The organism is Vibrio sp. Vb1127 (assembly GCF_033338735.1).
Lineage (GTDB): Bacteria > Pseudomonadota > Gammaproteobacteria > Enterobacterales > Vibrionaceae > Vibrio > Vibrio alginolyticus.
In genome coordinates, this window is the sequence record NZ_JAWOTF010000003.1 from 232721 (window position 1) to 255706 (window position 22986).

At 45.1% G+C, this 22986-nt stretch carries 20 protein-coding genes and 1 riboswitch; of the genes, 7 read left to right on the plus strand and 13 right to left on the minus strand.

Annotated features, from left to right (window positions below; translation table 11 throughout):
- The first annotated feature begins 31 nt into the window (after window positions 1–31).
- On the plus strand, window positions 32–676 hold the full coding sequence (locus R7H07_RS07170; protein ID WP_005380169.1) for a helix-turn-helix transcriptional regulator: 645 nt from the start codon (window positions 32–34) through the stop codon (window positions 674–676).
- Window positions 677–799: 123 nt separating this feature from the next.
- On the opposite strand, the gene chrA is transcribed toward R7H07_RS07170, so the two are convergent.
- The gene (gene chrA / locus R7H07_RS07175) at window positions 800–1939 is read right to left on the minus strand and encodes a chromate efflux transporter (protein WP_206959596.1); all 1140 of its coding nucleotides are present in this window, start codon (window positions 1937–1939) and stop codon (window positions 800–802) included.
- Window positions 1940–2051: 112 nt separating this feature from the next.
- Here chrA and R7H07_RS07180 point away from each other — a divergent pair, with 112 nt between their 5' ends.
- Complete coding sequence (locus tag R7H07_RS07180; RefSeq protein WP_052484234.1) at window positions 2052–2969, plus strand: LysR family transcriptional regulator; 918 nt, start codon at window positions 2052–2054, stop codon at window positions 2967–2969.
- Window positions 2970–3139: 170 nt separating this feature from the next.
- Here the strand turns inward: R7H07_RS07180 and ebgR are convergent, their stop codons facing one another.
- Entirely contained in the window at window positions 3140–4126 is a 987-nt protein-coding gene (gene ebgR / locus R7H07_RS07185; protein WP_025768213.1) for a transcriptional regulator EbgR, read from the minus strand.
- 420 nt (window positions 4127–4546) lie between these two features.
- Here ebgR and R7H07_RS07190 point away from each other — a divergent pair, with 420 nt between their 5' ends.
- On the plus strand, window positions 4547–5134 hold the full coding sequence (locus R7H07_RS07190) for an outer membrane beta-barrel protein (protein ID WP_017636001.1): 588 nt from the start codon (window positions 4547–4549) through the stop codon (window positions 5132–5134).
- Between the two features lie 38 nt (window positions 5135–5172).
- On the opposite strand, the gene R7H07_RS07195 is transcribed toward R7H07_RS07190, so the two are convergent.
- A complete protein-coding gene (locus R7H07_RS07195) occupies window positions 5173–5724 on the minus strand; it encodes a gamma-glutamylcyclotransferase family protein (protein ID WP_042521366.1) in 552 nt (183 codons plus the stop codon).
- Between the two features lie 184 nt (window positions 5725–5908).
- Between R7H07_RS07195 and R7H07_RS07200 the strand changes: the two genes are divergently transcribed.
- Window positions 5909–7093 (plus strand): NnrS family protein, encoded by a 1185-nt coding sequence (locus R7H07_RS07200; RefSeq protein WP_005391701.1) that lies wholly within the window; start codon window positions 5909–5911, stop codon window positions 7091–7093.
- Between the two features lie 73 nt (window positions 7094–7166).
- Here R7H07_RS07200 and R7H07_RS07205 read toward each other — a convergent pair whose 3' ends face one another.
- The 5 genes from R7H07_RS07205 to R7H07_RS07225 form a co-directional block, all read right to left on the minus strand.
- The gene (locus R7H07_RS07205; protein ID WP_005391702.1) at window positions 7167–8120 is read right to left on the minus strand and encodes a CorA family divalent cation transporter; all 954 of its coding nucleotides are present in this window, start codon (window positions 8118–8120) and stop codon (window positions 7167–7169) included.
- A gap of 276 nt (window positions 8121–8396) precedes the next feature.
- Window positions 8397–9956, minus strand: coding sequence for a glycerol-3-phosphate dehydrogenase (glpD, locus tag R7H07_RS07210; RefSeq protein ID WP_005391703.1), 1560 nt, complete (start codon window positions 9954–9956; stop codon window positions 8397–8399).
- 177 nt (window positions 9957–10133) lie between these two features.
- Window positions 10134–10925 (minus strand): DeoR/GlpR family transcriptional regulator, encoded by a 792-nt coding sequence (locus R7H07_RS07215; RefSeq protein ID WP_005380192.1) that lies wholly within the window; start codon window positions 10923–10925, stop codon window positions 10134–10136.
- 159 nt (window positions 10926–11084) lie between these two features.
- Complete coding sequence (glpK, locus tag R7H07_RS07220) at window positions 11085–12602, minus strand: glycerol kinase GlpK (RefSeq protein WP_005380193.1); 1518 nt, start codon at window positions 12600–12602, stop codon at window positions 11085–11087.
- A gap of 59 nt (window positions 12603–12661) precedes the next feature.
- On the minus strand, window positions 12662–13516 hold the full coding sequence (locus tag R7H07_RS07225; RefSeq protein WP_005380195.1) for an MIP/aquaporin family protein: 855 nt from the start codon (window positions 13514–13516) through the stop codon (window positions 12662–12664).
- A gap of 892 nt (window positions 13517–14408) precedes the next feature.
- Here R7H07_RS07225 and glpT point away from each other — a divergent pair.
- Complete coding sequence (gene glpT, locus R7H07_RS07230) at window positions 14409–15773, plus strand: glycerol-3-phosphate transporter (RefSeq protein WP_005380199.1); 1365 nt, start codon at window positions 14409–14411, stop codon at window positions 15771–15773.
- 56 nt (window positions 15774–15829) lie between these two features.
- Entirely contained in the window at window positions 15830–16885 is a 1056-nt protein-coding gene (gene glpQ / locus R7H07_RS07235) for a glycerophosphodiester phosphodiesterase (RefSeq protein WP_005380201.1), read from the plus strand.
- 81 nt (window positions 16886–16966) lie between these two features.
- Here the strand turns inward: glpQ and dapD are convergent, their stop codons facing one another.
- From dapD to R7H07_RS07260, 5 genes are all read right to left on the minus strand, one after another.
- Window positions 16967–17998: a 2,3,4,5-tetrahydropyridine-2,6-dicarboxylate N-succinyltransferase gene (gene dapD, locus R7H07_RS07240; RefSeq protein ID WP_005391708.1), complete on the minus strand. Its 1032-nt coding sequence runs from the start codon at window positions 17996–17998 to the stop codon at window positions 16967–16969.
- Window positions 17999–18323: 325 nt separating this feature from the next.
- Entirely contained in the window at window positions 18324–19307 is a 984-nt protein-coding gene (locus R7H07_RS07245; RefSeq protein WP_005391709.1) for a GGGtGRT protein, read from the minus strand.
- 23 nt (window positions 19308–19330) lie between these two features.
- A complete protein-coding gene (locus R7H07_RS07250; protein ID WP_005391710.1) occupies window positions 19331–20023 on the minus strand; it encodes an iron-sulfur cluster assembly scaffold protein in 693 nt (230 codons plus the stop codon).
- 259 nt (window positions 20024–20282) lie between these two features.
- A riboswitch (Fluoride riboswitch) is annotated at window positions 20283–20358 on the minus strand.
- Between the two features lie 156 nt (window positions 20359–20514).
- Complete coding sequence (locus tag R7H07_RS07255; RefSeq protein ID WP_005380208.1) at window positions 20515–20814, minus strand: YebG family protein; 300 nt, start codon at window positions 20812–20814, stop codon at window positions 20515–20517.
- A 128-nt stretch (window positions 20815–20942) separates the two neighbouring features.
- Window positions 20943–21869: a LysR substrate-binding domain-containing protein gene (locus tag R7H07_RS07260; protein ID WP_206959594.1), complete on the minus strand. Its 927-nt coding sequence runs from the start codon at window positions 21867–21869 to the stop codon at window positions 20943–20945.
- A 109-nt stretch (window positions 21870–21978) separates the two neighbouring features.
- Here R7H07_RS07260 and R7H07_RS07265 point away from each other — a divergent pair, with 109 nt between their 5' ends.
- Entirely contained in the window at window positions 21979–22953 is a 975-nt protein-coding gene (locus tag R7H07_RS07265) for a TDT family transporter (protein ID WP_017636010.1), read from the plus strand.
- The last annotated feature ends 33 nt before the right edge of the window (window positions 22954–22986 follow it).

Sequence of the window (22986 nt, forward strand, 5' to 3'; positions counted from 1 at the left end):
GGTGAAACAGGTAAGTTAATGTGGTGGGACTATGGAAAAGAAGCACTTGATACTGCTAGCTGAGAGTAATTTACAAAGTAACTTAATAAAAAAACAGCTGTCTTCCATTCATGATGTCGATGTAAAGATAATGCAACCAGATGAAGTGGTGTTCAGAAGTCACTCACTCAGTATCGATTTGATGTTTATTGATTACGATTTTATGCGTCAGCTTGAAGTACAAGGAAAGTTACCAGATTTTGATCTATTTGGGTGGTCCTTTATGCTTCACAACGTCCCTTGTGAAAAAGTACAAACGGACTTACTGCATTGGAAGTTGTTAAAAGGAATTTTGCTCCGAAGTGCATCAGTGACACATATATGTGATGGCGCGGAATACGTACTGAAAGGTGGGTTGTGGCTACCAAGAATGTACCTAGAGAAGTTAGTCCTCAATTATCGGCATGCAAATTTGTCCGAAGAACAGCAGCATGATGAGTTAACATGCAGAGAAAAACAGATTCTAGAGCTACTTGTGTACGGCATTTCAAATCAACAAATTGCTTCAAGACTTTTTTTATCTGAAAGTACAGTGAAAAGCCATATATACAAGTTGTACAAAAAACTCGATGTCCATTCTCGTCATGATGCGGTTAAGTTGGTAAGAATGAACAATGGCTTAACCGAGAGAAGTTAAGTCACAATTTGTGATGCTCTTTTTATCGGGGTCTGTTCCGTTTTCACTATCTAATCTAAGCAAGGGCACTCGTATTTGAGTGCCCGTGGTTTATCTAGATTCAATAGTTGGCGTATCAGCAGGCTACATCATGCCCGTGACAAGGCCTGCTGCCACAAAAAACACGATCATCCATAGTACCGAAAGGTTGAGCTTTTTGTGTAGATAGAAACCCGCAATCACTAACGCCATGTCGATGGGAGCAACAACTGCGCTGCTAAATACTGGCTGGTAAAGTGCCGCGAGTAGTAACCCTACTACCGAGGCATTTACACCGTTGATGGCGCCGGAGACCAGCGGTTTGCCTGCCAGTGCTTGCCAGTTTTTAAGAACGCCAAGCAGTAAAAGAAACCCTGGGAGGAATACGCCAAGCGTTGCGATCAGAGCGCCTAAAATTGGCGTATCCGAAAGCTCATAACCGATAAAAGTCGCAAAGGTGAACATTGGCCCCGGTACAGCTTGTGCAGCGGCGTAGCCTGTTAAAAATGCATCTTGGCTGAGCTGGTCGCCAACAATGTTTTGCAGAAGCGGCAGCACCACATGACCGCCACCAAACACTAAACTACCAGCTTGGAAAAAATCACTAAACAGCCCAAGCAAAGGTAACGTATGAGCCACTAATGGTAAGCCGAGTAAAAGCACCGCAAATAGAGCCAATGGCGCGATAGACGGTTTAAACGGCTCGGCTGATGACGCGGAGTCTTTCTTCAGATATCGCGTACCGACAAAACCTGCTGCGATCAACACGAACATTTGCGTCATGATGTTTGGTCCCACCAGCAACGCAATCGCAGTCGCGACGCACAAACCCGCGGTCAGTTTACTTTGGCAGAAGTTTTTGTACATGCCCCAAGTCGCATCCGCCACGACGACGACTGCGAGCAGTTTTAGGCCGTGAACGATGTTTTGGAGCACTGCGGTGTCGGTGATTTGGCTGCTCACCATCGCCAGCGCCAACATGATGATCACCGAAGGAAGCGTGAATCCGACAAATGCTGCGCATGCGCCACCTAAACCGCCGCGTTTATAACCTAAAGCAAAGCCAACTTGGCTTGAGCCCGGTCCCGGCAAAAACTGACTGAGTGCGACAATTTGCGCGTACTCGCTGTCATCAAGCCATTTCAGTTTCTCAACAAAGGTTTGGCGAAAATAACCAATATGAGCCGCCGGGCCGCCGAAGCTGAACCAACCCAGCCAGAAAAAAGTTTTGAATATGGTGAACATGTCGAGCCTGTTTATCTAAAAAGCATTGTTGCTAATTTATCGAATGCTCTAAAATGACTCAAATTGATGATTTTAATTTCATCTATGAATAAAATGGGATGAGGATGTTGGAGTGAAAGAGGACATTCAGTGGCGCAACATTGACTTGAACTTATTGGTGACGTTTTCCTACTTGTATCGCTATCGAAGCGTTAGCGTCGCGGCAGAGAAAAGTTACGTTAGCCAGTCGGCGATGAGTCATAGTTTGTCTCGTTTAAGGTTGTTGTTTGACGACCCGCTTTTTGAGCGAAAAGGGCACAAGATGGAGCCCACCGAGCACGCTCACCACATCGCGCCAATCGTGCATCATTTGTTGGATTCTATTGCCAAAGACTTGCTCACTAAGTCTGTCTTCCAGCCTAAAAATTACGCGGGTGTATGTCGCATCGGGTTAACGGATTATGCCGAGTTTATCTTTGCTCCTCGGCTTTATGACGAAATACGCCAGCGCGCCCCAGAGGCGCAGATCAGTTTTATTAACGTCAATCGTAGCAACTACGTGGCATTAACTGAGCACGAAAAGCTCGATGTCATTATTGGCAGCATGCCGGTGTTGGATGACAACTTTGAGAGCTTGTACTTGTACACCGAAAAACACGTGTGCATGTGTGATAAACAGGTGTTGAAAGGGGAAACACAGCTGTCTCTGGAAGCGTTCGCGAACATCGAGCAAGCTCTGGTAAGTCCCGATGGGAGCTTAAAGACACAAGTAGACCAAAAGCTCGCAGAACATGGCTTGAGCCGCAAAGTCACCGTGGCGTCGCGCAACTTTCTCACTATTCGGCATCTATTGAAAAAGCGCGATCTCATTGCCATCGTGCCAGAAAAAATGGCGTTGGCGGAGGGCTTTTCGGACGATCTCATTACTGTTAAGCCGCCGATCGCCGTTGCGGATTTTGATATTGCCATGCTGTGGCATTCCAGCCGAAACAATGAAGACAAAGGCATTTGGCTACGCGAGTTGGTTTCTTCGACCATCACCTCTAAATGATAAACATTTGGGGCACTCATGGTGCTTAGAGTGATTTGTTGTTGAACTTCTTACTACCCGCTGAGTTATCGGCGTTACGCCGAAACAGTACTGATTGTGCAAAATGAATATCTTGGGTTAGGGGGGGATGTTCCAGATTTAATTCATAAAAGAGATTAATGGAAAAGGTATCATTGAGTTGTACCACGTAGTTTAAGCTCTGTTTGAACGTATACATGAAGAGGGAGTAAGCGTCCATCTCGGTATTTTTCCACTAGTAAGTTCACTCCCTGAGTTCCCATCAACTCAGAGTGAATACGAATTGTAGACAACGGCGGAAAGGTAAAGCGAGCAGTAGGAATATCATTCATACTAATCAGCGTAATATCCTCTGGTATCTTTAAGCCAAATTCATGGATTGCACGTACTATGCCAATCGCGATGGAGTCTGAATCAATGAATACTGCTTTCGGGAAGTCACCTTTGGCTAGCATCTCTTTCGCTAAGTTATAACCGGACAAACTAGAGCAGGCACAATAGTGTATATCATGTTCTGCGACCACGCCTTTTAGATAGCCATAGTCCAAAAACACATTTTCACGAGTGTCAGCTGCGTCGTGCTTGTCTTGACCGCCAATATAACCGATGCGGCGGTGGCCTCGTTGTACAAAGAAATCAACTACTTGCCTACTGATTCGAATAAGGTCGACATCAACGCAATCATAAGGGCAGGTTGGATCTGAAAAGTTTATGTAGCAAATGCTATCGGCTAGACGTTTAGGTAATTTATCTACTACCTTTTGGTCGACATTTCCGACTAAAAGGACACCTGTTATCTTTTTCGTTTCAACATCAATTTCACTGTTATAGCAATTGGTTAGCGTAATACCTAATTTGTCGCATTGCGTTTCAATCCCATGACGAATTGATAAGTAGTAAGGGTCATTCACCTCTGTTTCTTGTTTGTAGTTATATAAGGCTAAAAAGTGATGTTTTTGCTTAGCTTCTTTGATGCCTTTCTTCGAGCTACTGGTGCGGTACTCCAGTTTTTCTGCAATTTCCAAAATGCGGTATTTGGTTTCTTCTTTAACGCTCAACGTTGGGTCGTTGTTCAAAACCCGCGATACGGTTGCAAGTGAGACGCCTGCTTCAATGGCGATATCTTTTAGCTTTGCCATGTAAATTTCCCGTTGGCACTGCCCAAGTGTGAGCTCAATAATCTGACTATTTTAAACAGCTACTTAGATATGCACAAACCTTTAGTAAGACAGTCCTAAACACTTTAAATCATCATATCAAGCCAAATTGTTTTCATGAAATAGACTCTATTGAGTAATAAATAAAGCCGTAAACGTAAGGATTATATTGCTGTAAAAATACTGAAAAACGCGACTGGTTTGGAAACTTGCTACTTGTGGTAACTCTAGTACTTAATAGGACTCGAGCTGTTTAGAGTTTAATCAAGCAAACGTTTTATTGTTCATGTTTATGTTTTGTGTCTCATTTTATAAACAAATCAATAGGAAAGTATTCAACTCTATTTATAATCTCCGCGCTTTTAAAAGCTGTCTAACAGTATGAAAAATTAGGAAATTATAATGAAAAAAGTATTGCCATTATTGGCTTTAGGTGCAGTGGTTGCTTCAGCATCAGTTCAAGCAAAAGGTAACTGGTATGTTGGTGCTGATTTGGTAAATTCAGATCTTAAAGTTAAAAGCTTGTCAAAAGATTTTTCTGCGACAGGTCTTAGCCTTGCTGTAGGTAAAGAGCTTCAATATTCAGAAAACTTCAAACTAGCTTTTGAAGGTGAGTACATATACTTTGGCGACTTTGAAGAAACATTTTCTTACATGGGGTGGCCGGTTAAATTTAGTGTTGATGCTTCTGCGTTCAATTTCAATGCGAAGCCTAAATACCAATTTGCAGGTACAGGCTTCTATGTTGGTGCGATTGCTGGCCTTGGTGTAATGAGTGTTTCTTATGAAGTGAAATCATCTAGCACTGTTACCGATGATGGTCGTGATGTAGGCTTTAACTACGGTGTTGAGGCTGGTTATGAGTTCGCTTCAGGTTTGGTTGTATCTGGTGGCTACCGTGCTTCTTCGGTAAGTATTGATGCCGAAAACGGTGGCAGCGAAGATTTTGATTTTGACAGCCTGTACGTTGGTGTTGATTACAAGTTTTAAGCTTGCGTAAGCAAAACATAGATACTAAAGAGGAGCCGTTAGGCTCCTTTTTTGATCAGATTATCAATCAACTCATAATGGTGATCTTGTACGCCTGCAAGGTTGCCATATTTGGGTTGGTGGCGGTCATTTTCTTTCGCGTGTTGCCAGCCAATGGTGTGACGCACAAAATGCTCTGCAAACGCGTGGGAAACTTCCAAGCAACCTGCCAGTACGGTATCAACATAACTTTGCATGATTGGGCTCTTTGCGCATGGTGGTAGTGGCTCGTCTTTTACGTAAACCCAAATGTCGTGTTCTTGGTTAAAACTCGCATCTGTTTCGATTTGATCTGGCTGCAGTTGAATACGATGATAACCTCGCTCACGGCGATCGAATTCTGCGAGCGCTTCTTTATTCACTTCGAGTAAAACGCCATTAACCTGTCCATCGCCTTGGTTCACCACTAATGGAGAGAGGCTGTAGCTGTCGTCAATCTTCCCCCAGTAGCGCACCAGTCCATGAGCAATGACGGGAATGGCTTCTCCCGTTTGTCCGGTTAACTTACGTGACGCAGAATTAATCAAACTGCCATAGCCAAATATGTACATCTTCGTTGCATCCCTTAACTGATGGTTGTGTCTCTCACCGTTTATACCTAACCCGCCTCTGAAGCACAACTTTACCTCTTAAGTATAATCTTAATTATAAACATGTATTTTTTATGCATGTTTGTGGTAGCATCAATATTGTAGTTGAGTCAACCAGCATCAAGAGACGCTTGAGGGCAAGATAATGCTGAATATCACCGATAAAAAAGTGGAAGAAAAAATCCCCGCATGGCTGCGATTAGGCTTTCGGCCGTTTTTTCTGTTTGGGTCGATTTACGCCATTGTTGCGATTGCGTTGTGGGTGTGGATGTTCCAAGGCGGACAGCCAAACGCATTAGCCGTGCCTGCATTGTGGTGGCACGTACATGAAATGTTGTTCGGTTTTTCGATGGCCATTGTAGTTGGCTTTGTACTGACCGCGGTACAAAACTGGACTGGCATTAATGGTACCAAGCATTACATGCTTCTGGCTTTATTTGGCTTGTGGTTAGTGCCCCGCATATTGCTTTGGACACCAGCACCGTTATGGTTAACCAGCAGTATCGAAGCGGTATTTTTACTGTTTGTCGCCTATGAGGTGGGCATTCGTGTGTATCGAGCCAAAGGTTGGCGTAATTTGTTTTTCGTTCCACTGTTTCTTTTAGCCATCTTTGCGAACTTTGCAAGCTACGCAACGATAAAAGGTATGCCGCCCTTTAGCTCTTCAGCGGTGTGGCAAGCAATGCTGTGGTGGTTTACCTTGCTGTTGTCAGTGATGGGCGGACGTGTGATTCCATTTTTTACTGCGCGTCGATTTAATTTCGAAAAAGCGCAACCATTGGCTTGGTTAGAGTGGTTCGCGAACTTGCCATTGGTAATGCTATTTGTGCTGAGCTTTTTCCCTGTGACGTTTGCAGAACTAGGTAGTCCTTTGATGCTATTTGCAGGTGTTGCTCAGTTGGTGCGTTTTGTTCGCTGGAAACCTTGGTTAACCCTGAGCGAGCCTTTAGTGTGGTCGCTGCATGCTGCGTATTTGTGTTTACCACTAAGCTTAATTTTGCGAGGCGTCTGGGGAGATGCATTTGCCAGCCATAACCTCATTCACCTGTTTGCGATAGGTGCGTTAGGCGGTTTGATTTTAGCGATGATTACACGGGTGACGATGGGACATACTGGTCGCATGATCTACAAAGGGCCAAACATGAGCCTTGCGTTTGCAGCAATTACCGCGGCAGCTTTGGTTCGCAGTTTCGCCGTGATCTTTGATCCAGCGAACATGATACTGTGGATTGATATCAGCGGGGGATTATGGATTGTTGCGTTTGGGCTATTTGTGTGGCGCTTTGGTGTGATGCTTGTGACCCCTCGTGTGGATGGTCACCCCGGATAAGATTCTAATGTGAGTAGAGAAAAGAGGAGCCGCGTGCTCCTCTTTTGGTTTTTGTTCTTTATAGGTTTAGTGTTTATTCGTCTTCGTCGTCCGCTTTATTCGTGAGCCCCAAGCGTTTAAATAGCCACCACTCTAGACCAAAAATGACAATTAAGGCGATGCAGAACCAGGTGAATGCCATGGTGGATTCCACGCCTGGCATTCCACCAACATTGATACCGAGTAAACCTGTTAAGAAGCTGGTTGGTAGAAAAATCGTTGCTACCAAAGTAAACAGGTAACTGTTTTTATTGGTTTTCTCATCACGATGATGTTTGATCTCTTCTTGGAAAAGCGCCACTTCTCCAAGATAAAACTCAAGTGTTTCATTTATGCGCGTAATATTATTGTGTGCGAAGCGATATTGATGAGGTCTCAAAGCAATCAATTCTGATTCTGACTCCACAAGATCACGGATAGCGTACTGCTGAGGGCGAATAAAACGCTTGATAGAAATCAGTGCTTTTTGAGTCGCCATATGTTTGTACGTCGACTCATCATTCACGTCGAACTGGTTTAGTGTTTCTTCAATCGTATCAAGGTAAATGTCTATTTTACTGTTTAATCCTTCAATGATCTGATGAAGTAAACTGGCAAGACTTTTTGGGCCTTTGTGTTCCGCTAATGCTTGGCGAATCTCCATGATCGCGCGTGATGGAATTTTACGAGTTGAAATGAGTGCGCCTTGAAAGTAGAGAATTCGAATACTAAGCATATCTTCTGGTGATGCATTGCCGTTCATATTGACGCCTCGTAAAATCAACATGAAGTTCTCGTCATCCAAAGGATGGAAAGATGGTCGACTTTCGTCGGCTAATAGATGATCAACCGTAGCTCGAGGTACTTGGTTTTGCTCCAGCCAACCACGAATATCAGGATGCAGCCGTTCGCAATGGTACCAATGCTTAGCTTGAATTTGCTCTGCCGTGGTGGATTGTTGAGTTGCTTCTGGGGTTGAGAAGTCCCAATGTTCAATCATAAAACCCATTTTCTTTTCCTTGTTTGAGCCGATACCAAAATAACCTCAAGATACTTCTTTCGCGAGAATTGCATTGCCATAGAGAGGCAATGCTCTGAGTACGGTACTCTGAAGTCATTGATGCATTATTTTTCAAATGAGTATGATTGTATTTAATGCCAAATGTCTATGAATAGTTGTTCTTATTTGCAATCGAGTGGAGCGCACCAAGGTGTTGTGCTTAAACAACAAAACAAAAAGCCTGCAACTAAGCAGGCTTTATTGTGGGGGGAGGGAGGGGAGCTGTTAGCCAACTTGAGAAAGATTAACCACTTTCTGTTGTAGCTTTTTCTTTAAATAGTCCGTTAAGGCCTGTTTTTCTTCCTCGTTCATGTAAAGACCAAGCTTAGTACGGCGCCATAAAATGTCTTCATCGGTCATTGCCATTTCATGGTTCATTAAGTAATCGATCTCACGTTGGTAAACACCACCGGCTTGTGTCGAGAACGTTTGTCCTAAGTCAGCTTCACTTGTTGTACCTTCCATTAAGTTCCACGTTTGGGTACCAAACTGAGTGACATAACGAAGAATCAATGCTTCTGGCGCCCAAGTGTATTTAGCATGAATTTGTTTCGCTAATTGTTCACGACTACAGCTGAAGTTACCACCAGGAAGGGTTTGGTTGGCCGTCCAGTCTTTACCCATTTCAGGTAGGAACGGAGCAAGTTTCTTCATTGCTGCTTCACCTAACTTACGGTAGGTCGTTAACTTACCACCAAAAACAGAAAGCAGAGGTGCATGGTCGTATTCCGCATCGAGCTCTAGCGTGTAGTCTCGTGTGATTGCTTGCGGAGAGTCAGATTCATCGTCACATAAAGGACGAACACCGCTGTATGTCCAAACTACATCTTCGCGAGTCAACTGGTGGACAAAGTGTTGGTTTACGATATCAATGAGGTAATCGACTTCGTCATCTGAGATCGACACTTCACGTGGGTCACCTTTGTATTCCACATCTGTTGTACCAATGATTGAGAACTTATCTAAGTAAGGAATCATAAATACGATGCGATTGTCTTTGTTTTGAAGAATGTAGGCTTGCGGTTCGTTGTGGATACGAGGAACAACGATGTGCGAGCCTTTGATTAAGCGAATGTTACGAGGAGAGGCTTGCTCTAATCCATCATCAAAGAACTGTTTTACCCAAGGCCCCGCAGCATTGACTAACGCTTTCGCTTTACGTTCGAAACGTTGGTCTGTCATCACATCGTGAATAGTAACATGCCAGATACCACCTTCACGGTGTGCTTTTTCCACGCGGCAGTAGTTACGCACTTCAGCATGGTTTTCGCGAGCCGCAAGAACGTTCAGTAATACTAAACGTGCATCATCAACCCAACAGTCAGAGTATTCGAAACCCGTTTTCATCTCTGGTTTTAGCAAGCCAGATTTCGCAAGGTTGACGGTTTTACTGCCTTGCAGCGTCGTACGTTTACCCAAGTTATCGTAAAGGAAAAGGCCACAACGAATCATCCAAGCTGGGCGTAGGAATGGGCGATGCGGTAAACGGAAACGCATTGGTAATGCGACGTGTGGTGCTTTACGAAGAATAACCTCACGCTCTGCGAGCGCTTCCGAAACTAAACGAAACTCGTAGTGTTCAAGGTAGCGTAAACCGCCGTGTATCAGTTTAGAACTTGCTGAAGAAGTCGCAGATGCGAAGTCATGTGCTTCATATAAGCCAACACTCAAACCTCGGCCAGCTGCGTCTGCTGCAATACCAGCTCCGTTAATGCCGCCACCGATTACGATCAAGTCTAAGGTAGTGGATGAGCTAGTAGTGGAAGCATTATTTTGTATACTCATAAATTTGACCTCTTGGTGAGCGAACGAGCATTTTAGAACATAATGTAATCCTAGCTCAGGTTTCGTTTGTGATCATCTATTATTTTCGTTTGTGAGCGTTTTGTGTGATTTAGACACAAAAAAAACCTCTGTCTAATTAAGACAGAGGTCATTTGAGGGGGAGTTATACGATTGACGTTACTCGTTTTCGGAGTTTGATTCGTTAGCTTCAACCACTTCAAGTGGGATAGAAGCTTCCTTCAAAATTGACAAGATTTCTTCTGGTGGCTGCTTATTGGTAAAGATCATGTTGAGCTGTGCAATATTGCCTAGTTTCACCATAGCATTGCGCCCGAACTTGGTGTGGTCTACGGCAAGAAATACACTACGGCTATTGTCAATGATCGCTTGTTTGACCCGGACTTCGTGGTAATCAAAGTCTAATAGCGAGCCATCGAAGTCGATACCGCTAATGCCGAGAATACCAAAGTCGAGACGGAACTGTTTAACGAAATCGAGGGTAGCCTCGCCAACAATACCGCCGTCTCTGCTGCGGACTTCTCCACCCGCTAAGATGACTTTGATTTCAGGGTTAGGGAAAAGAATGGTCGCAACATTGATGTTGTTGGTGACAACACGCAACTGTTTATGGTTTTTATTGAGCGCTCGCGCAACTGCTTCTGGTGTGGTGCCGATATCGATGAATAGTGTGGCACCATCTGGAATGTGTTTGACTACCTCGTCTGCAATGACATCTTTTTCATTGAAGTTGAGCGCTTTACGCGTGTTGTAAGATGTGTTTTCAGAACTGAGAGGAATAGTGGCTCCACCGTGATAACGACGAATTTTGTTGTCATCGGCGAGTTCATTGAGATCGCGTCGGATGGTTTGTGGGCTGACATTGAATCTTTCTACTAACTCATCCGTGCTGACATAGCCTTGTTTTTTCACCAGCTCAACAATCTGCTGGTGTCGAGGTATTTGCTTCACTTACCACTCCCTTGTGCATTGGTAACGGCCAATGCTTCAAATTCGAAGCTCTATTGTGCTCGAATTTGCTCGTTGTGAGAAGTAAGCGAGTTCAGGAATCGGGGATAAAGCGCAAAAAGAGCGCACAAATGGCGCTCTTTTTTTCTTATGGAGATGAGATTAATCTTCTTCGTCGTGAAGTTCAGACCAGGTTTGTGCACATTTCACTGCACGTTTCCAGCCCTTGTAACGACGATTGCGTTTTTCTTCATCATCGTGTGGCTCAAAGGTGCGATCAAGTACCGCTTTATTCTGCAACTCATCAATGCTATCCCAGTAACCAACTGCAAGGCCGGCAAGGTAGGCTGCACCAAGAGCGGTAACCTCAGTTACTTGAGGGCGGTGTACTTCTGTGTTCAATACATCGGATTGGAATTGCATTAGGAAGTTGTTCGCTACTGCACCACCATCGACGCGAAGGTTCGCAAGCTTAATGCCTGAGTCAGCTTGCATCGCATCCAGTACGTCACGAGTTTGATAAGCGATGCCTTCCAATGTTGCACGGATGATATGGTTTGAATTCACACCGCGAGTAAGGCCGACAATCGTGCCACGTGCGTAGGCATCCCAGTATGGAGCGCCTAAACCAGTAAATGCAGGCACGACATAAACGCCGTTTGATGTATCCACTTTTGTCGCGAAGTATTCAGAGTCTTCTGCACCGTTTAGGATTTTCAATTCATCGCGTAGCCATTGGATAGAAGCTCCACCCATGAATACGGCGCCTTCAAGTGCATAAGCTGGTTCGCCTGCAGGACCACAAGCCAAAGTAGTTAGAAGGCCATGTGTCGAAGTGACTTTTTCTTGGCCAGTATTCATTAGCAAGAAACAACCCGTACCGTAAGTGTTTTTCGCTTGACCCGCTTCAACACACATTTGGCCGTAAAGCGCCGCTTGTTGGTCACCTGCGATTCCAGAAATAGGAATACGAGTACCGCCTTTACCACCGATGTTGGTTTTACCGTAAATTTCCGATGAGCGCTTCACTTCTGGCATCATAGATGCTGGGATGCCAAGCTCATCTAACATTTTTTGATCCCAACATAGATCGTTGATGTTAAACAGCATGGTACGCGATGCGTTAGTGTAGTCGGTTACGTGAACGCGACCTTGAGTCATCTTCCAAACTAACCAAGTATCGACAGTACCAAACAACAGCTTACCTGCTTCTGCGTCTTCTCGTGCGCCTTCAACATTGTCCAGAATCCATTTAACTTTGGTACCGGAGAAGTAAGGGTCAAGCACCAAACCAGTGTTGTCACGTACATAGTTTTCGAGACCGCGTGCTTTTAAATCTTCACAGATATCAGCAGTACGGCGACATTGCCATACGATCGCATTGTAAACGGGTTTACCTGTTTCTTTATTCCAGACGATGGTCGTTTCACGCTGGTTAGTAATACCGATAGCCGCTAATTGGTCGCTACGGATGCCAGACTTAGCTAGAGCTTCTACTAAGGTAGAGCTTTGTGTTGCCCAGATCTCCATTGGATCATGTTCAACCCAACCAGCTTCTGGATAAATCTGAGTAAATTCGCGTTGCGCGACGCTTACGATGTTCGCATCATGATCAAGAATCACTGCGCGAGAGCTTGTTGTACCTTGGTCTAGGGCAACAATGTATTTTTGCTCAGTCATGGTAAGAATCCTTTTGTTTCGTTATTTATATTTTAGTAAATGTTCGAGTTACGTCAGTTTTAAGCTCTAGCTTCTTCTGTTTCTTCTTCCGTCTCACATTGGTTTGGAATCGTACAACCGTGGCCTTGTTGTGGAAGGTAAGCGGCAATCGCTTTTGGATACAACCAACCACCAAAACACGCACCTGCAATCGGAGCAAGTAAAGGCACGATAAAGTAAGGAATGTCTTTAGCACCTGTCAGAGCGTAATCCCAACCTGCGAAGTAAGCGAACAGCTTTGGTCCAAAGTCACGAGCAGGGTTCATCGCAAAGCCTGTTAGTGGACCAAGTGAACCACCGATGACGGCAATCAAAATACCGATTAATAGAGGGTTCATTGCGCCACGTGCCGCGCCGTTATTTTCATCGCCCAGAGCCAGAATCGCAAACATCAGCACAGCAGTGATAACGAATTCCACAGCAAAAGCACCAAAGAAAGAGAGGGAGGCATGCGGATAGGTTGAGAAGATACCAGCAGTTGCTAGTGCATCTTGGCTGCTGCGAACGAAGTTATGAGCGATTTCGTAGTCGGTGAAAAGGTTGCTGTATAAGCTGTATACCAATGCAGCAGAACAGAATGCCCCAAGCATTTGAGCGATAATGTATGGCACCACTTTCGCCTTATCAAAACCATGGAACATAGCAAGTGCGATGGTAACGGCAGGGTTGATGTGTGCACCAGAGACGCCAGCCGTACAGTAAATAGCGATGGCGACACCGAAGCCCCATACAATACTGATTTCCCATTGTCCAAATGATGCGCCTGTTAGAACTAAGGCTGCAACACAGCCTACGCCGAAGAAAATAAGTAGTCCTGTACCGATAAACTCGGCCAAACATTCTCCGAGCAGAGAGGGGTGTTTGTTCGTTGTCATGTTAAAAGTCCTTTGATCATTTTTGCCTGTCTAGCACGATACTATTGTGCATATATAAACGTTTGCGAAAACAAACGAGCGTTAAAAATGAGCGTTTGAGCATAAATTTGTTAATCAAAGTCTTCGTTTTTGTTAAATGGCGCATCTTTTAACCGGAAAAGAACACAACGAAAATAATTTATTTGTCACGAGGCCAGTGATGAGAGCGCTCAAATTACCGATGTGAAAAAGAATGCACAACTGGTAAGAGGAGTTTTGTGAAGCTGCTACGTGCTTGGAGACTTATTGCACAGAACTTGTGTAGCAATTAACCCTAAAGGAGTAGCGGAATGTCAAATGTATCAAGGGATAGCAGTGATATAAAAAATACGCTGTCATGTTTGGACTTTTAGAAAAAATCGTCATCCCATTGGTACCAATAGGATGAGTTGATAAGAGAATAAACGCTGTTAATGTCTTGTGTTTGTGAATCATTGCTTCGGCATTCAAATAAAAATTGTTTTTTTTATTTCGTTTGATGCTAAACGTGATCGTTTTTCAGCTTTTTAGTTATTAGTTGGTTCGGAGCGAGTAGGGCAGGCGTAAATCGCCCTTTTTACGGTTAGTTTATGTTCTAATTCGAGCCTTTGTTTCAAAGGTTTCGAATTGGAATGCTCAAGTGAGAGGTTTGAACATCAGTTTAATATTAACGAATCTTGAGTAAAGTTGAACGATGATCTAATTAATGCTCATATAATTTACTGTATTTACTTATATTTAATCCATGTGCAACATTTGTCACAGAAATAAAATCCTAACTCCATACAATTCATGAACTTTCGAACGAAGATTTATTTTGTTTCGTTCGCTCCTTTTGTGTTTTTACCATCGCATACAAAATAATGAGGTTCCTATGTTTGGAATATTCAAACCTAAGGCGCACATTGATCGTCTGTCCCCTGGCAGCATCGATAGCACCTACTCTCGCCTCCGTTGGCAACTCTTTATCGGTATCTTTGTTGGCTACGCCGGTTACTATCTAGTTCGTAAAAACTTCAGTTTGGCGATGCCTTATCTTATCGAGCAAGGCTTTAGCCGCGGAGACTTAGGTGTCGCCTTGGCAGCTGTTTCCATTGCATATGGTCTCTCTAAGTTTCTAATGGGCAGCGTTTCAGACCGCTCCAACCCTCGCTATTTCCTTAGTGGCGGCCTATTGATGTCTGCATTAGTGATGTTTTGCTTTGGCTTTATGCCATGGGCGACTGGTAGCGTCACTGCGATGTTCATTTTGCTTTTCTTAAACGGTTGGTTCCAAGGGATGGGGTGGCCTGCTTGTGGCCGAACCATGGTGCACTGGTGGTCACGTAAAGAGCGTGGTGAGATCGTTTCGGTTTGGAACGTGGCGCACAACGTGGGTGGTGGCTTGATTGGTCCACTATTTATTCTTGGCCTGTGGGCATTTAACGATGATTGGCGCACTGCATTTTATGTTCCTGCATTTTTCGCCACGTTGGTTGCTGTGTTTGTTTGGATGACGGTTCGCGATACCCCTCAGTCTTGTGGTCTGCCTCCTATTGAAGAATACAAAGACGATTACCCAGATGACTATGACAAGTCCCATGAACAAGAAATGACAGCGAAGGAAATCTTCTTCAAATACGTCTTCAACAACAAACTTCTTTGGTCGATTGCAATTGCAAACGCATTTGTTTACCTAATTCGTTACGGCGTACTGGACTGGGCACCTGTTTACCTAAAAGAAGCGAAGGATTTCTCGGTAGATAAATCGTCATGGGCTTATTTCTTATACGAATGGGCTGGCATTCCAGGAACACTATTGTGTGGTTGGATCTCTGACAAATTGTTCAAAGGTCGTCGTGCACCTGCTGGTATCTTATTTATGGTGCTAGTGACAGTTGCAGTGATGGTTTATTGGTTTAACCCTGCGGGCAACCCAACAGTAGATATGATGGCGCTTATTGCAATTGGCTTCCTAATCTATGGTCCGGTTATGCTGATCGGTTTGTACGCACTTGAACTCGCTCCGAAGAAAGCCGCAGGTACTGCCGCTGGTCTTACTGGTTTGTTTGGATACCTGGGTGGGGCAGTTGCCGCAAACGCGATTTTGGGCTATACCGTAGACCACTTTGGCTGGGATGGTGGCTTTATCATCTTAGTGGGTTCTTGTATTACTTCTATCGTGTGTTTGATGTACGCCTTCTTAGGTGAACGTGCGCACCACGAGCAAAAAGAGCGCGAGAAGGAAGCGCTAGCGTAATATTTATTTAAAGAGGCAGTGGAATACTGCCTCTTCGCTTTATCAAGGAAATAACAATGAAAACAAAGTCAGTATGTCTTACTTTTTTAGCACTTAGCCTCTCTGCTGGTGCGATTGCGAAGCCGCTTGTCATTGCGCACCGTGGCGCATCGGGCTACTTGCCTGAGCACACGCTAGAAGCCAAAGCACTTGCTTACGCAATGAAACCTGACTACATAGAGCAAGATGTGGTAATGACGAAAGACGACCAGTTGGTCGTGTTGCATGACCATTATCTCGATCGCGTAACGGATGTTGCGGAGCGTTTTCCTGATCGTGCACGTAAAGATGGTCGTTATTACGCGATTGATTTCACTCTGGCGGAAATCAAATCCTTGCGAGTTACCGAAGGGTTCAACATCGATGAGAAAGGCAACAAAGTAGCGGGCTATCCAACCCGATTCCCTATGTGGAAATCTGACTTCACCGTGCCGACGTTTGCTGAAGAGATTGAGCTGATCCAAGGCTTAAACAAAACGCTGGGTTATGACATCGGTATTTACCCAGAAATTAAAGCGCCTTGGTTCCATCGTCATGAAGGTAAGGACATTTCTAAAGCAGTACTTAAAGTCTTGAAGCAGTACGGTTACGGCTCTCAAGACGACAAAGTCTACCTTCAGTGTTTTGATGCGAATGAACTTCAACGCATCAACAGTGAACTCATGCCTGCAATGGACATGGACTTAAAGCTCGTTCAGCTTATGGCTTACACGGACTGGAACGAAACTATGGTGTACAAAGGCGACAAGGCAACACCATACAGTTATGACTGGATGTTCGAAGCCGACGGAATGAAGAAAGTAGCGAGTTACGCGGAAGGAATTGGACCTTGGAAGCCGATGCTGGTGGATGATAAGTCAACCAAAGACAATATCATCATCAAGCCGTTGATGAAGGCTGCAAAAGACGCTGGCTTGCAAGTGCATCCATACACGTTCCGCGCCGATCCAGGACGCATTCCAGCGTACACTGACAGCTTTGAAGGCATGATGGATGTGTACTACAACCAAGTAAAAGTGGATGGTTTGTTTACTGATTTCCCAGATAAAGCGGTCAGCTTTTTAAATCAGTAATCACGCATTTTGCTGTAAGCTAAAAAATCCCCCAACAGTTTCCTGCTGGGGGATTTTTCGTAGGGCTAATTCACGAATGAATTAGTTGTTTTTATGCAGTTCGCTGTTCAGTTCAACCGCGCTCTTGTTTGCAAGACACTCGATTTGACCTGTTACAGAGTTACGACGGAACAGTAGGTCAGAAACACCAGCAAGATCGCGGGCTTTCACAACTTCTACTTCTTGGCCTGCAGAATCTAGCATGCGCACTTTAGAACCAGCAGTTACGTACAGACCTGATTCGATAGTACAACGGTCACCCATTGGGAAGCCAAGACCTGCGTTCGCGCCTAGTAGAGAGTTTTCACCGATAGAAACCACAACTTTACCGCCGCCAGATAGCGTACCCATGATAGATGCGCCGCCGCCGATGTCAGAGCCGTTACCAACCACTACGCCAGCAGAGATACGACCTTCAACCATGCTCACGCCTGTTGTACCCGCGTTGAAGTTGATGAAGCCTTCGTGCATTACCGTTGTGCCTTCGCCAACGTGTGCGCCAAGACGTACGCGAGAAGTGTCAGCGATACGAACGCCAGTTGGTACCACGTAGTCCACCATTTTAGGGAACTTGTCTACGCAATCTACGCTTAGTGCACGACCCGCTAGGCGAGCTTCGATTTGACGCTCTGCTAGTTCAGGTAGGTCGATTGGACCTTCATTAGTCCATGCGATGTTGTGTAGTAGACCGAAGATACCGTCTAGTACCGTACCGTGTGGTTGAACTAGGCGATTAGAGATAAGTTGAAGTTTTAGGAAACCTTCAGCAACGCTTTGTGGCTGCTCGTCAGTTGCAAGGATAACCAGTACAAGTGGTTGTGCTGATTCTGCTGCTTTTGCTGCGAAAGAAGCGTTTGCCGCATCGCCGTTTGCTTCAAATGCTGCTGCCAGTTCTGCGCTTTGTGCTGCAGAGATCTCGATAGCTTGGTTGCCTTGCTCATAACCTGCTACTGCTGCTAGTGCGTTAACAAGCGCTTCGCTTGGGTTAAGAACTGGGTTTGGGAAAAACGCTTCGATGATTTTGCCGTCGCGGTTTTTAGTTGCCGTACCAAAGGCTAGAGAGAAGAAAGCCATAGTTGATCTCCATGTGTTGAGTCTTGTGTCTCGTCTGTTCACTGACAAGAAATAATTAAGTTGTCGGTCATCATAAAGAGAGTGTTGGGGAGTTTAAAGAGGGGAAATGGAGAAAGTCCGTAGATGGATACCTTTTGTCTTTTTAGAGATATGTTTGTCTGATGAGAAATGTGTCGCAAAAGCCTTATCAGGCCGATTTTGGGCAGAGACACAGTGAAGTGGGAGAAGGGAGCATCGCAAAAAAATAAGGGGAGGACCGAAGTCACTCCCCCTACACTGGGTTTGTTGGATTTACTGACTTTGGATAGTAAAGCGATAAATCGACTTAGAGGCTTAGCTCACCGACCTCTACTGCAAGTGCAACCGTTGCCCCTACCATTGGATTGTTGCCCATACCGATGAAGCCCATCATCGCTACGTGTGCTGGTACTGAAGAGCTACCCGCGAATTGCGCATCGGCGTGCATGCGACCCAAGGTATCTGTCATGCCGTAAGAGGCAGGACCTGCCGCCACGTTGTCTGGGTGTAGAGTACGACCAGTACCACCACCTGATGCCACAGAGAAGTAAGGCATGCCTTCACGGTTACGTTCTGCTTTGTAGATGCCTGCTACAGGGTGTTGGAAGCGAGTCGGGTTGGTTGAGTTACCAGTGATGCTCACATCCACTTGTTCTTTATGCATGATAGCCACGCCTTCACGCACATCGTCTGCACCGTAGCAAAGGATCTCACCACGTGGACCTTGGGAGAAACGGCGACGTTCTACTTCCACTAACTCACCAGTTTGGTAGTTGTACTGAGTGCGTACGTAAGTGAAACCATTGATGCGTGAGATTAGGTAAGCGGCGTCTTTACCCAAGCCATTTAGGATAACTTTCAACGGATTTTTTCGTGACTTGTTCACGTTCAATGCGATTTTGATAGCGCCTTCTGCCGCTGCGAATGACTCATGGCCCGCAAGGAAAGCGAAACAGCCACTTTCTTCATTCAATAGACGAGCCGCCAATGCACCGTGACCGATACCCACTCGGCGTTGTTCTGCGACGCTGCCTGGTTTTGTGCAGGCTTGAAGGCCTTCACCGATGATGTTTGCAGCTTCTTCAGCTGTTTTTGCTACGCGGAAAATCGCCAAAGCAGTGCCTAGCGTGTAGGCATCGGCAGCGCTTTCAAACGCGATAGGTTGAGTGTCCATCACTAGTGCTTTAGGGTCGATACCACGATCCATACAGTATTGGTAAGCCTCTTCCAGAGAAGAAAGTTGCATTTCGTCTAATGTGCGACGTACAGATTCAGTAATTGGAGTGTTCATAATCTCTTTCCTCTTGGTGGCAATTATTGTTGGCGTGGGTTGATGGTAGTTACGGCTTCGTCAAAACGACCGTAAGTCCCCGTCGCTTTGTCTGCGGCTTCTGCAGCAGATACGCCTTCGTTGATGGCTTTCATCATCTTGCCGAGGTTGAGATATTGGTAACCAATCACTTCTTTGTTTTCGTCTAGCGCGAGTTTTGTTACATAGCCTTCAGCCAACTCCATGTAACGCACGCCTTTTGCTTTGGTTGAGTAGCTAGTACCCACTTGGCTGCGTTGAGTTTGACCAAGATCTTCCAATGCCGCACCAATTTCTAAGCCGCCTTCAGAGAAAGCAGATTGCGTACGACCGTAAACAAATTGAAGGAAGATTTCGCGCATCGCGACGTTAATAGCATCACATACCAAGTCGGTATTCAGTGCTTCAAGAATGGTTTTGCCTGTTAGGATTTCTGCGGCCATCGCTGCTGATTGAGTCATGCCTGAACAGCCGATCGTTTCGATCAAAGCTTCTTCGATGATGCCGTTTTTGACGTTAAGGGTCAGTTTTGCTGCGCCTTGTTGAGGAGCACAAGCACCAACGCCGTGGCTAAGACCAGAAATCGCGATAACGTCTTTTGGATTGATCATTGCGCCTTCAACAGGGATCGGTGCAGATGCATGAAGCTCGCCGCGTTGAATCGGGCACATTGATTGGATTTCGTGTGAATATTGCATAATGTTTTCCCAGTGTACGATATCCAGCCTATTTGTCAGTCTCAACGGCGTTGACTGCTCTTATTCGCTCCATCAAATAGAAAACTATGTTCAGGAGGTTCATGCGTTTGTCGCCTTGTTGAGTTAACAACTATTTTGGATATCTTTTTAATTTTTGAGAAAACAGGAGCGGGGTTGGAGAAGAGTTGAATTGCTCACTACAGAACTCTCGCTTTCACAACATAAGCGAAAGCACTTCCAACAGGGCTGACCTGTTTTCGTTTCTGTAGGAGTCATTAGCTTTAACAGCGGTTCGAATCTTTCGATTCCGGTGGCACCCCATCACCGGACCCATTTAGACTAGATCTAAGTCACACTAATCCGCAACATGAAATTTAGAGCAATTTGGGATATTAAATCGGTTCTTTATATTCTCAGAGATATATGGAGATAAACGGAAGGAATAAAAAAACGCCGCATAATGCGACGTTTTTTCTAAACAAATAAGAGGCTTATGCAGCGTCTTCTTGCTCGCTATCTTCTTCAACAGCTTCAAGCTTCTTTGCTTTTTTTGGTGCAGGTTTACGTTTTGCACCAAGAGCGTAAAGCACTTCTTCTTTGTTTTGCGCAAGGAACATTGCAAGATCTTCTTGCTTACCTTCGTCTTCTAGAAGTTCACTTTTACCCAGCAGTGAGAATAACTCGTCTGCCATATCCAGCATTTTGTCGTATGCGTCAGCTTCCGCTTTAGAGGTAAAAGTCATTTTCTCTTCTCCATTGCGTTCTACCACGTACTTGACGATTACAGCCATGGTTGGTCCCCTAATTTGGTGTATTGATACTGGCTTTTTATACAGTTTTTGACCAATCAAGTCTAGCGACAAGCCTCAGAATGAGAGACACGTACAACTAACTGACTAGCATTTAAACTATCTTGGTTTCACTTTGCGGATTTGTCCGCCAAAGGAAGGTTTGTTGGTCGCTCCCAATCTTGGCAAAATTCGATAAACGTTTTGAGCAATGGGCTTTGATATTTCTCTTTATGAACCAGTAACCAGAAGCGACGTTTCATATCTAAAGGCATGTCGAGCAGTTTTACGCGGCCGTCACGAATAGCAGGTTCTGCAGACAAACGTGACAAACAGCCCAAGCCTAACCCTGCCGATACTGAGTTGATCAACGCTTCGGTGGTATTGAGCTGAAAAGCTTCATGCCAATATTCCAAGCGCGGCGCGACAACGCGCATAAAAAATTCGCGTGAACCAGAGCCTGCCTCTCGCAATATCCATTCACTGTTTTCTAGCTCGGTTAAGTTTACTGGCCCTTCGTGCGCGGCTGGGGAATTGGGCGCGCAAATCACGCACATTTCATCTTCGCTAAACTGGGTAGACTGCAATTCAGGGTGAAGTGTTTTGCCTTCAATGAGGGCTATGTCTAACTCGTAATCGGTCAGCATGTCGCAGATTTGTGCGGAGTTAGAAATGAACAGACTTTGAGAACGATGGTTCGTTTGCTGACGAAATTCGCTAAGCAAATAGGGCGCGACTTGGTTGCCAATGGTGTCGCTGGCACCAATGCGAAGTTGGCCCGATAGCGCTTGGTCACCATCGAAAATGCTCTCGATGTCCTTGGCTCGGTTGAGTAATTCATCCGCCAGTGGCAGTAATTTTTGACCTTCTTGGTTCAAAATCAGTCGGTTATTAACACGATCAAATAAGTGATGGCCGATCTGCTTTTCTAATTCTGAGAGTGCCATGCTCACTGCGGCTTTCGATAAAAAGAGACTATCAGAAGCCGCTGTGAGCGTTTTGTGCTGCGTGATCGTCGTAAACACTTTCAGTTGTTTAAGAGAAATGTGACTTGCCATACCCCACCGTTAAGTAATTCTGAACGTTTGTTTTAAATAATTAGATATATCGGAACGAAGTGCAAGCGTATTATACGTCTCATCAAGAGTGAGTCTGGTTGAGGTCATCATGATTCAAAGAACAAAAGCAAAAGTAATGGGAGCGCCAACTCCAATGGCGGGTTTGGCTCTTGGTATTGCAAGCTTGGGCTGGAGTTGGGAAAACTTCGCCGAATTACATGGCTACGGACAGTGGATTAGTGCGGGTATCGCGAGCATATTGTTGGCTATATTGGCAACCAAGTTTTTGCTACATAATCATCTATTGAGACAAGATCTTGCTCATCCGGTTGTGGGCAGCGTGGTTCCGACATTTGCGATGGGCACTATGGTGGTATCGAACTCTCTCGGCCATTTTTACCCATTAGCTGGCGATGCGCTTTGGCTGATTGCGGTGGTTTTGCACATCGTATTCTTGGTGAGCTTTGTTTACCATCGCGCCAAAGATTTTGAATTGCACCACATGGTTCCTAGTTGGTTTGTACCGCCTGTGGGTATCATCGTTGCGGATGTGTCTTTCTCTGGCAACCCTATGTTAGCACCAGTGGCACAAGGTGCATTGATGTTTGGTATGGTGGCGTACGCGATCATGTTGCCGATGATGATTTACCGTTTCATGTTTACCCATGAAATTCCGGATGCAGCAAAACCAACCATGGCAATTATGGCGGCGCCAGCAAGTCTATCATTGGCAGGGTACTTAACGGTCACTGCGACACCATCACCAGTGATCATCGCTATGCTATTTGGTATCGCGGTATTGATGACAGCCATCATATATCTCGCGTTCTTTAAATTGCTTAGACTGCCATTCAGCCCTGGCTATGCAGCGTTTACCTTCCCGATGGTGATCGGTGCGACGGCGCTGTTTAAAATGGCGAATTGGATGGAGTTGCAAGGATTGGCTGCGCACTATGTTCAACAAGTGCGAGGCTTAGCTGGTCTTGAGTTGATTGTGGCAACATTTGTTGTCTCTTATGTGGCCTTACAATACATCAACAACTTGTTGATTCAGCCACGCTTGATGCACGCTCATCACGCTTAAATAGCAGATAGGAAAAAGCCTCTTGGTCTTACA

Excerpts from the sequence above, each read along its gene's own strand:
- R7H07_RS07170 (WP_005380169.1), top strand. The coding sequence starts at position 32 with ATGGAAAAGAAGCACTTGATACTGCTAGCTGAGAGTAATTTACAAAGT.
- chrA (WP_206959596.1), bottom strand. The coding sequence starts at position 1,939 with ATGTTCACCATATTCAAAACTTTTTTCTGGCTGGGTTGGTTCAGCTTC.
- ebgR (WP_025768213.1), bottom strand. The coding sequence starts at position 4,126 with ATGGCAAAGCTAAAAGATATCGCCATTGAAGCAGGCGTCTCACTTGCA.
- R7H07_RS07190 (WP_017636001.1), top strand. The coding sequence starts at position 4,547 with ATGAAAAAAGTATTGCCATTATTGGCTTTAGGTGCAGTGGTTGCTTCA.
- R7H07_RS07195 (WP_042521366.1), bottom strand. The coding sequence starts at position 5,724 with ATGTACATATTTGGCTATGGCAGTTTGATTAATTCTGCGTCACGTAAG.
- R7H07_RS07200 (WP_005391701.1), top strand. The coding sequence starts at position 5,909 with ATGCTGAATATCACCGATAAAAAAGTGGAAGAAAAAATCCCCGCATGG.
- R7H07_RS07205 (WP_005391702.1), bottom strand. The coding sequence starts at position 8,120 with ATGGGTTTTATGATTGAACATTGGGACTTCTCAACCCCAGAAGCAACT.
- glpD (WP_005391703.1), bottom strand. The coding sequence starts at position 9,956 with ATGAGTATACAAAATAATGCTTCCACTACTAGCTCATCCACTACCTTA.
- glpK (WP_005380193.1), bottom strand. The coding sequence starts at position 12,602 with ATGACTGAGCAAAAATACATTGTTGCCCTAGACCAAGGTACAACAAGC.
- R7H07_RS07225 (WP_005380195.1), bottom strand. The coding sequence starts at position 13,516 with ATGACAACGAACAAACACCCCTCTCTGCTCGGAGAATGTTTGGCCGAG.
- glpT (WP_005380199.1), top strand. The coding sequence starts at position 14,409 with ATGTTTGGAATATTCAAACCTAAGGCGCACATTGATCGTCTGTCCCCT.
- glpQ (WP_005380201.1), top strand. The coding sequence starts at position 15,830 with ATGAAAACAAAGTCAGTATGTCTTACTTTTTTAGCACTTAGCCTCTCT.
- dapD (WP_005391708.1), bottom strand. The coding sequence starts at position 17,998 with ATGGCTTTCTTCTCTCTAGCCTTTGGTACGGCAACTAAAAACCGCGAC.
- R7H07_RS07245 (WP_005391709.1), bottom strand. The coding sequence starts at position 19,307 with ATGAACACTCCAATTACTGAATCTGTACGTCGCACATTAGACGAAATG.
- R7H07_RS07250 (WP_005391710.1), bottom strand. The coding sequence starts at position 20,023 with ATGCAATATTCACACGAAATCCAATCAATGTGCCCGATTCAACGCGGC.
- R7H07_RS07255 (WP_005380208.1), bottom strand. The coding sequence starts at position 20,814 with ATGGCTGTAATCGTCAAGTACGTGGTAGAACGCAATGGAGAAGAGAAA.
- R7H07_RS07260 (WP_206959594.1), bottom strand. The coding sequence starts at position 21,869 with ATGGCAAGTCACATTTCTCTTAAACAACTGAAAGTGTTTACGACGATC.
- R7H07_RS07265 (WP_017636010.1), top strand. The coding sequence starts at position 21,979 with ATGATTCAAAGAACAAAAGCAAAAGTAATGGGAGCGCCAACTCCAATG.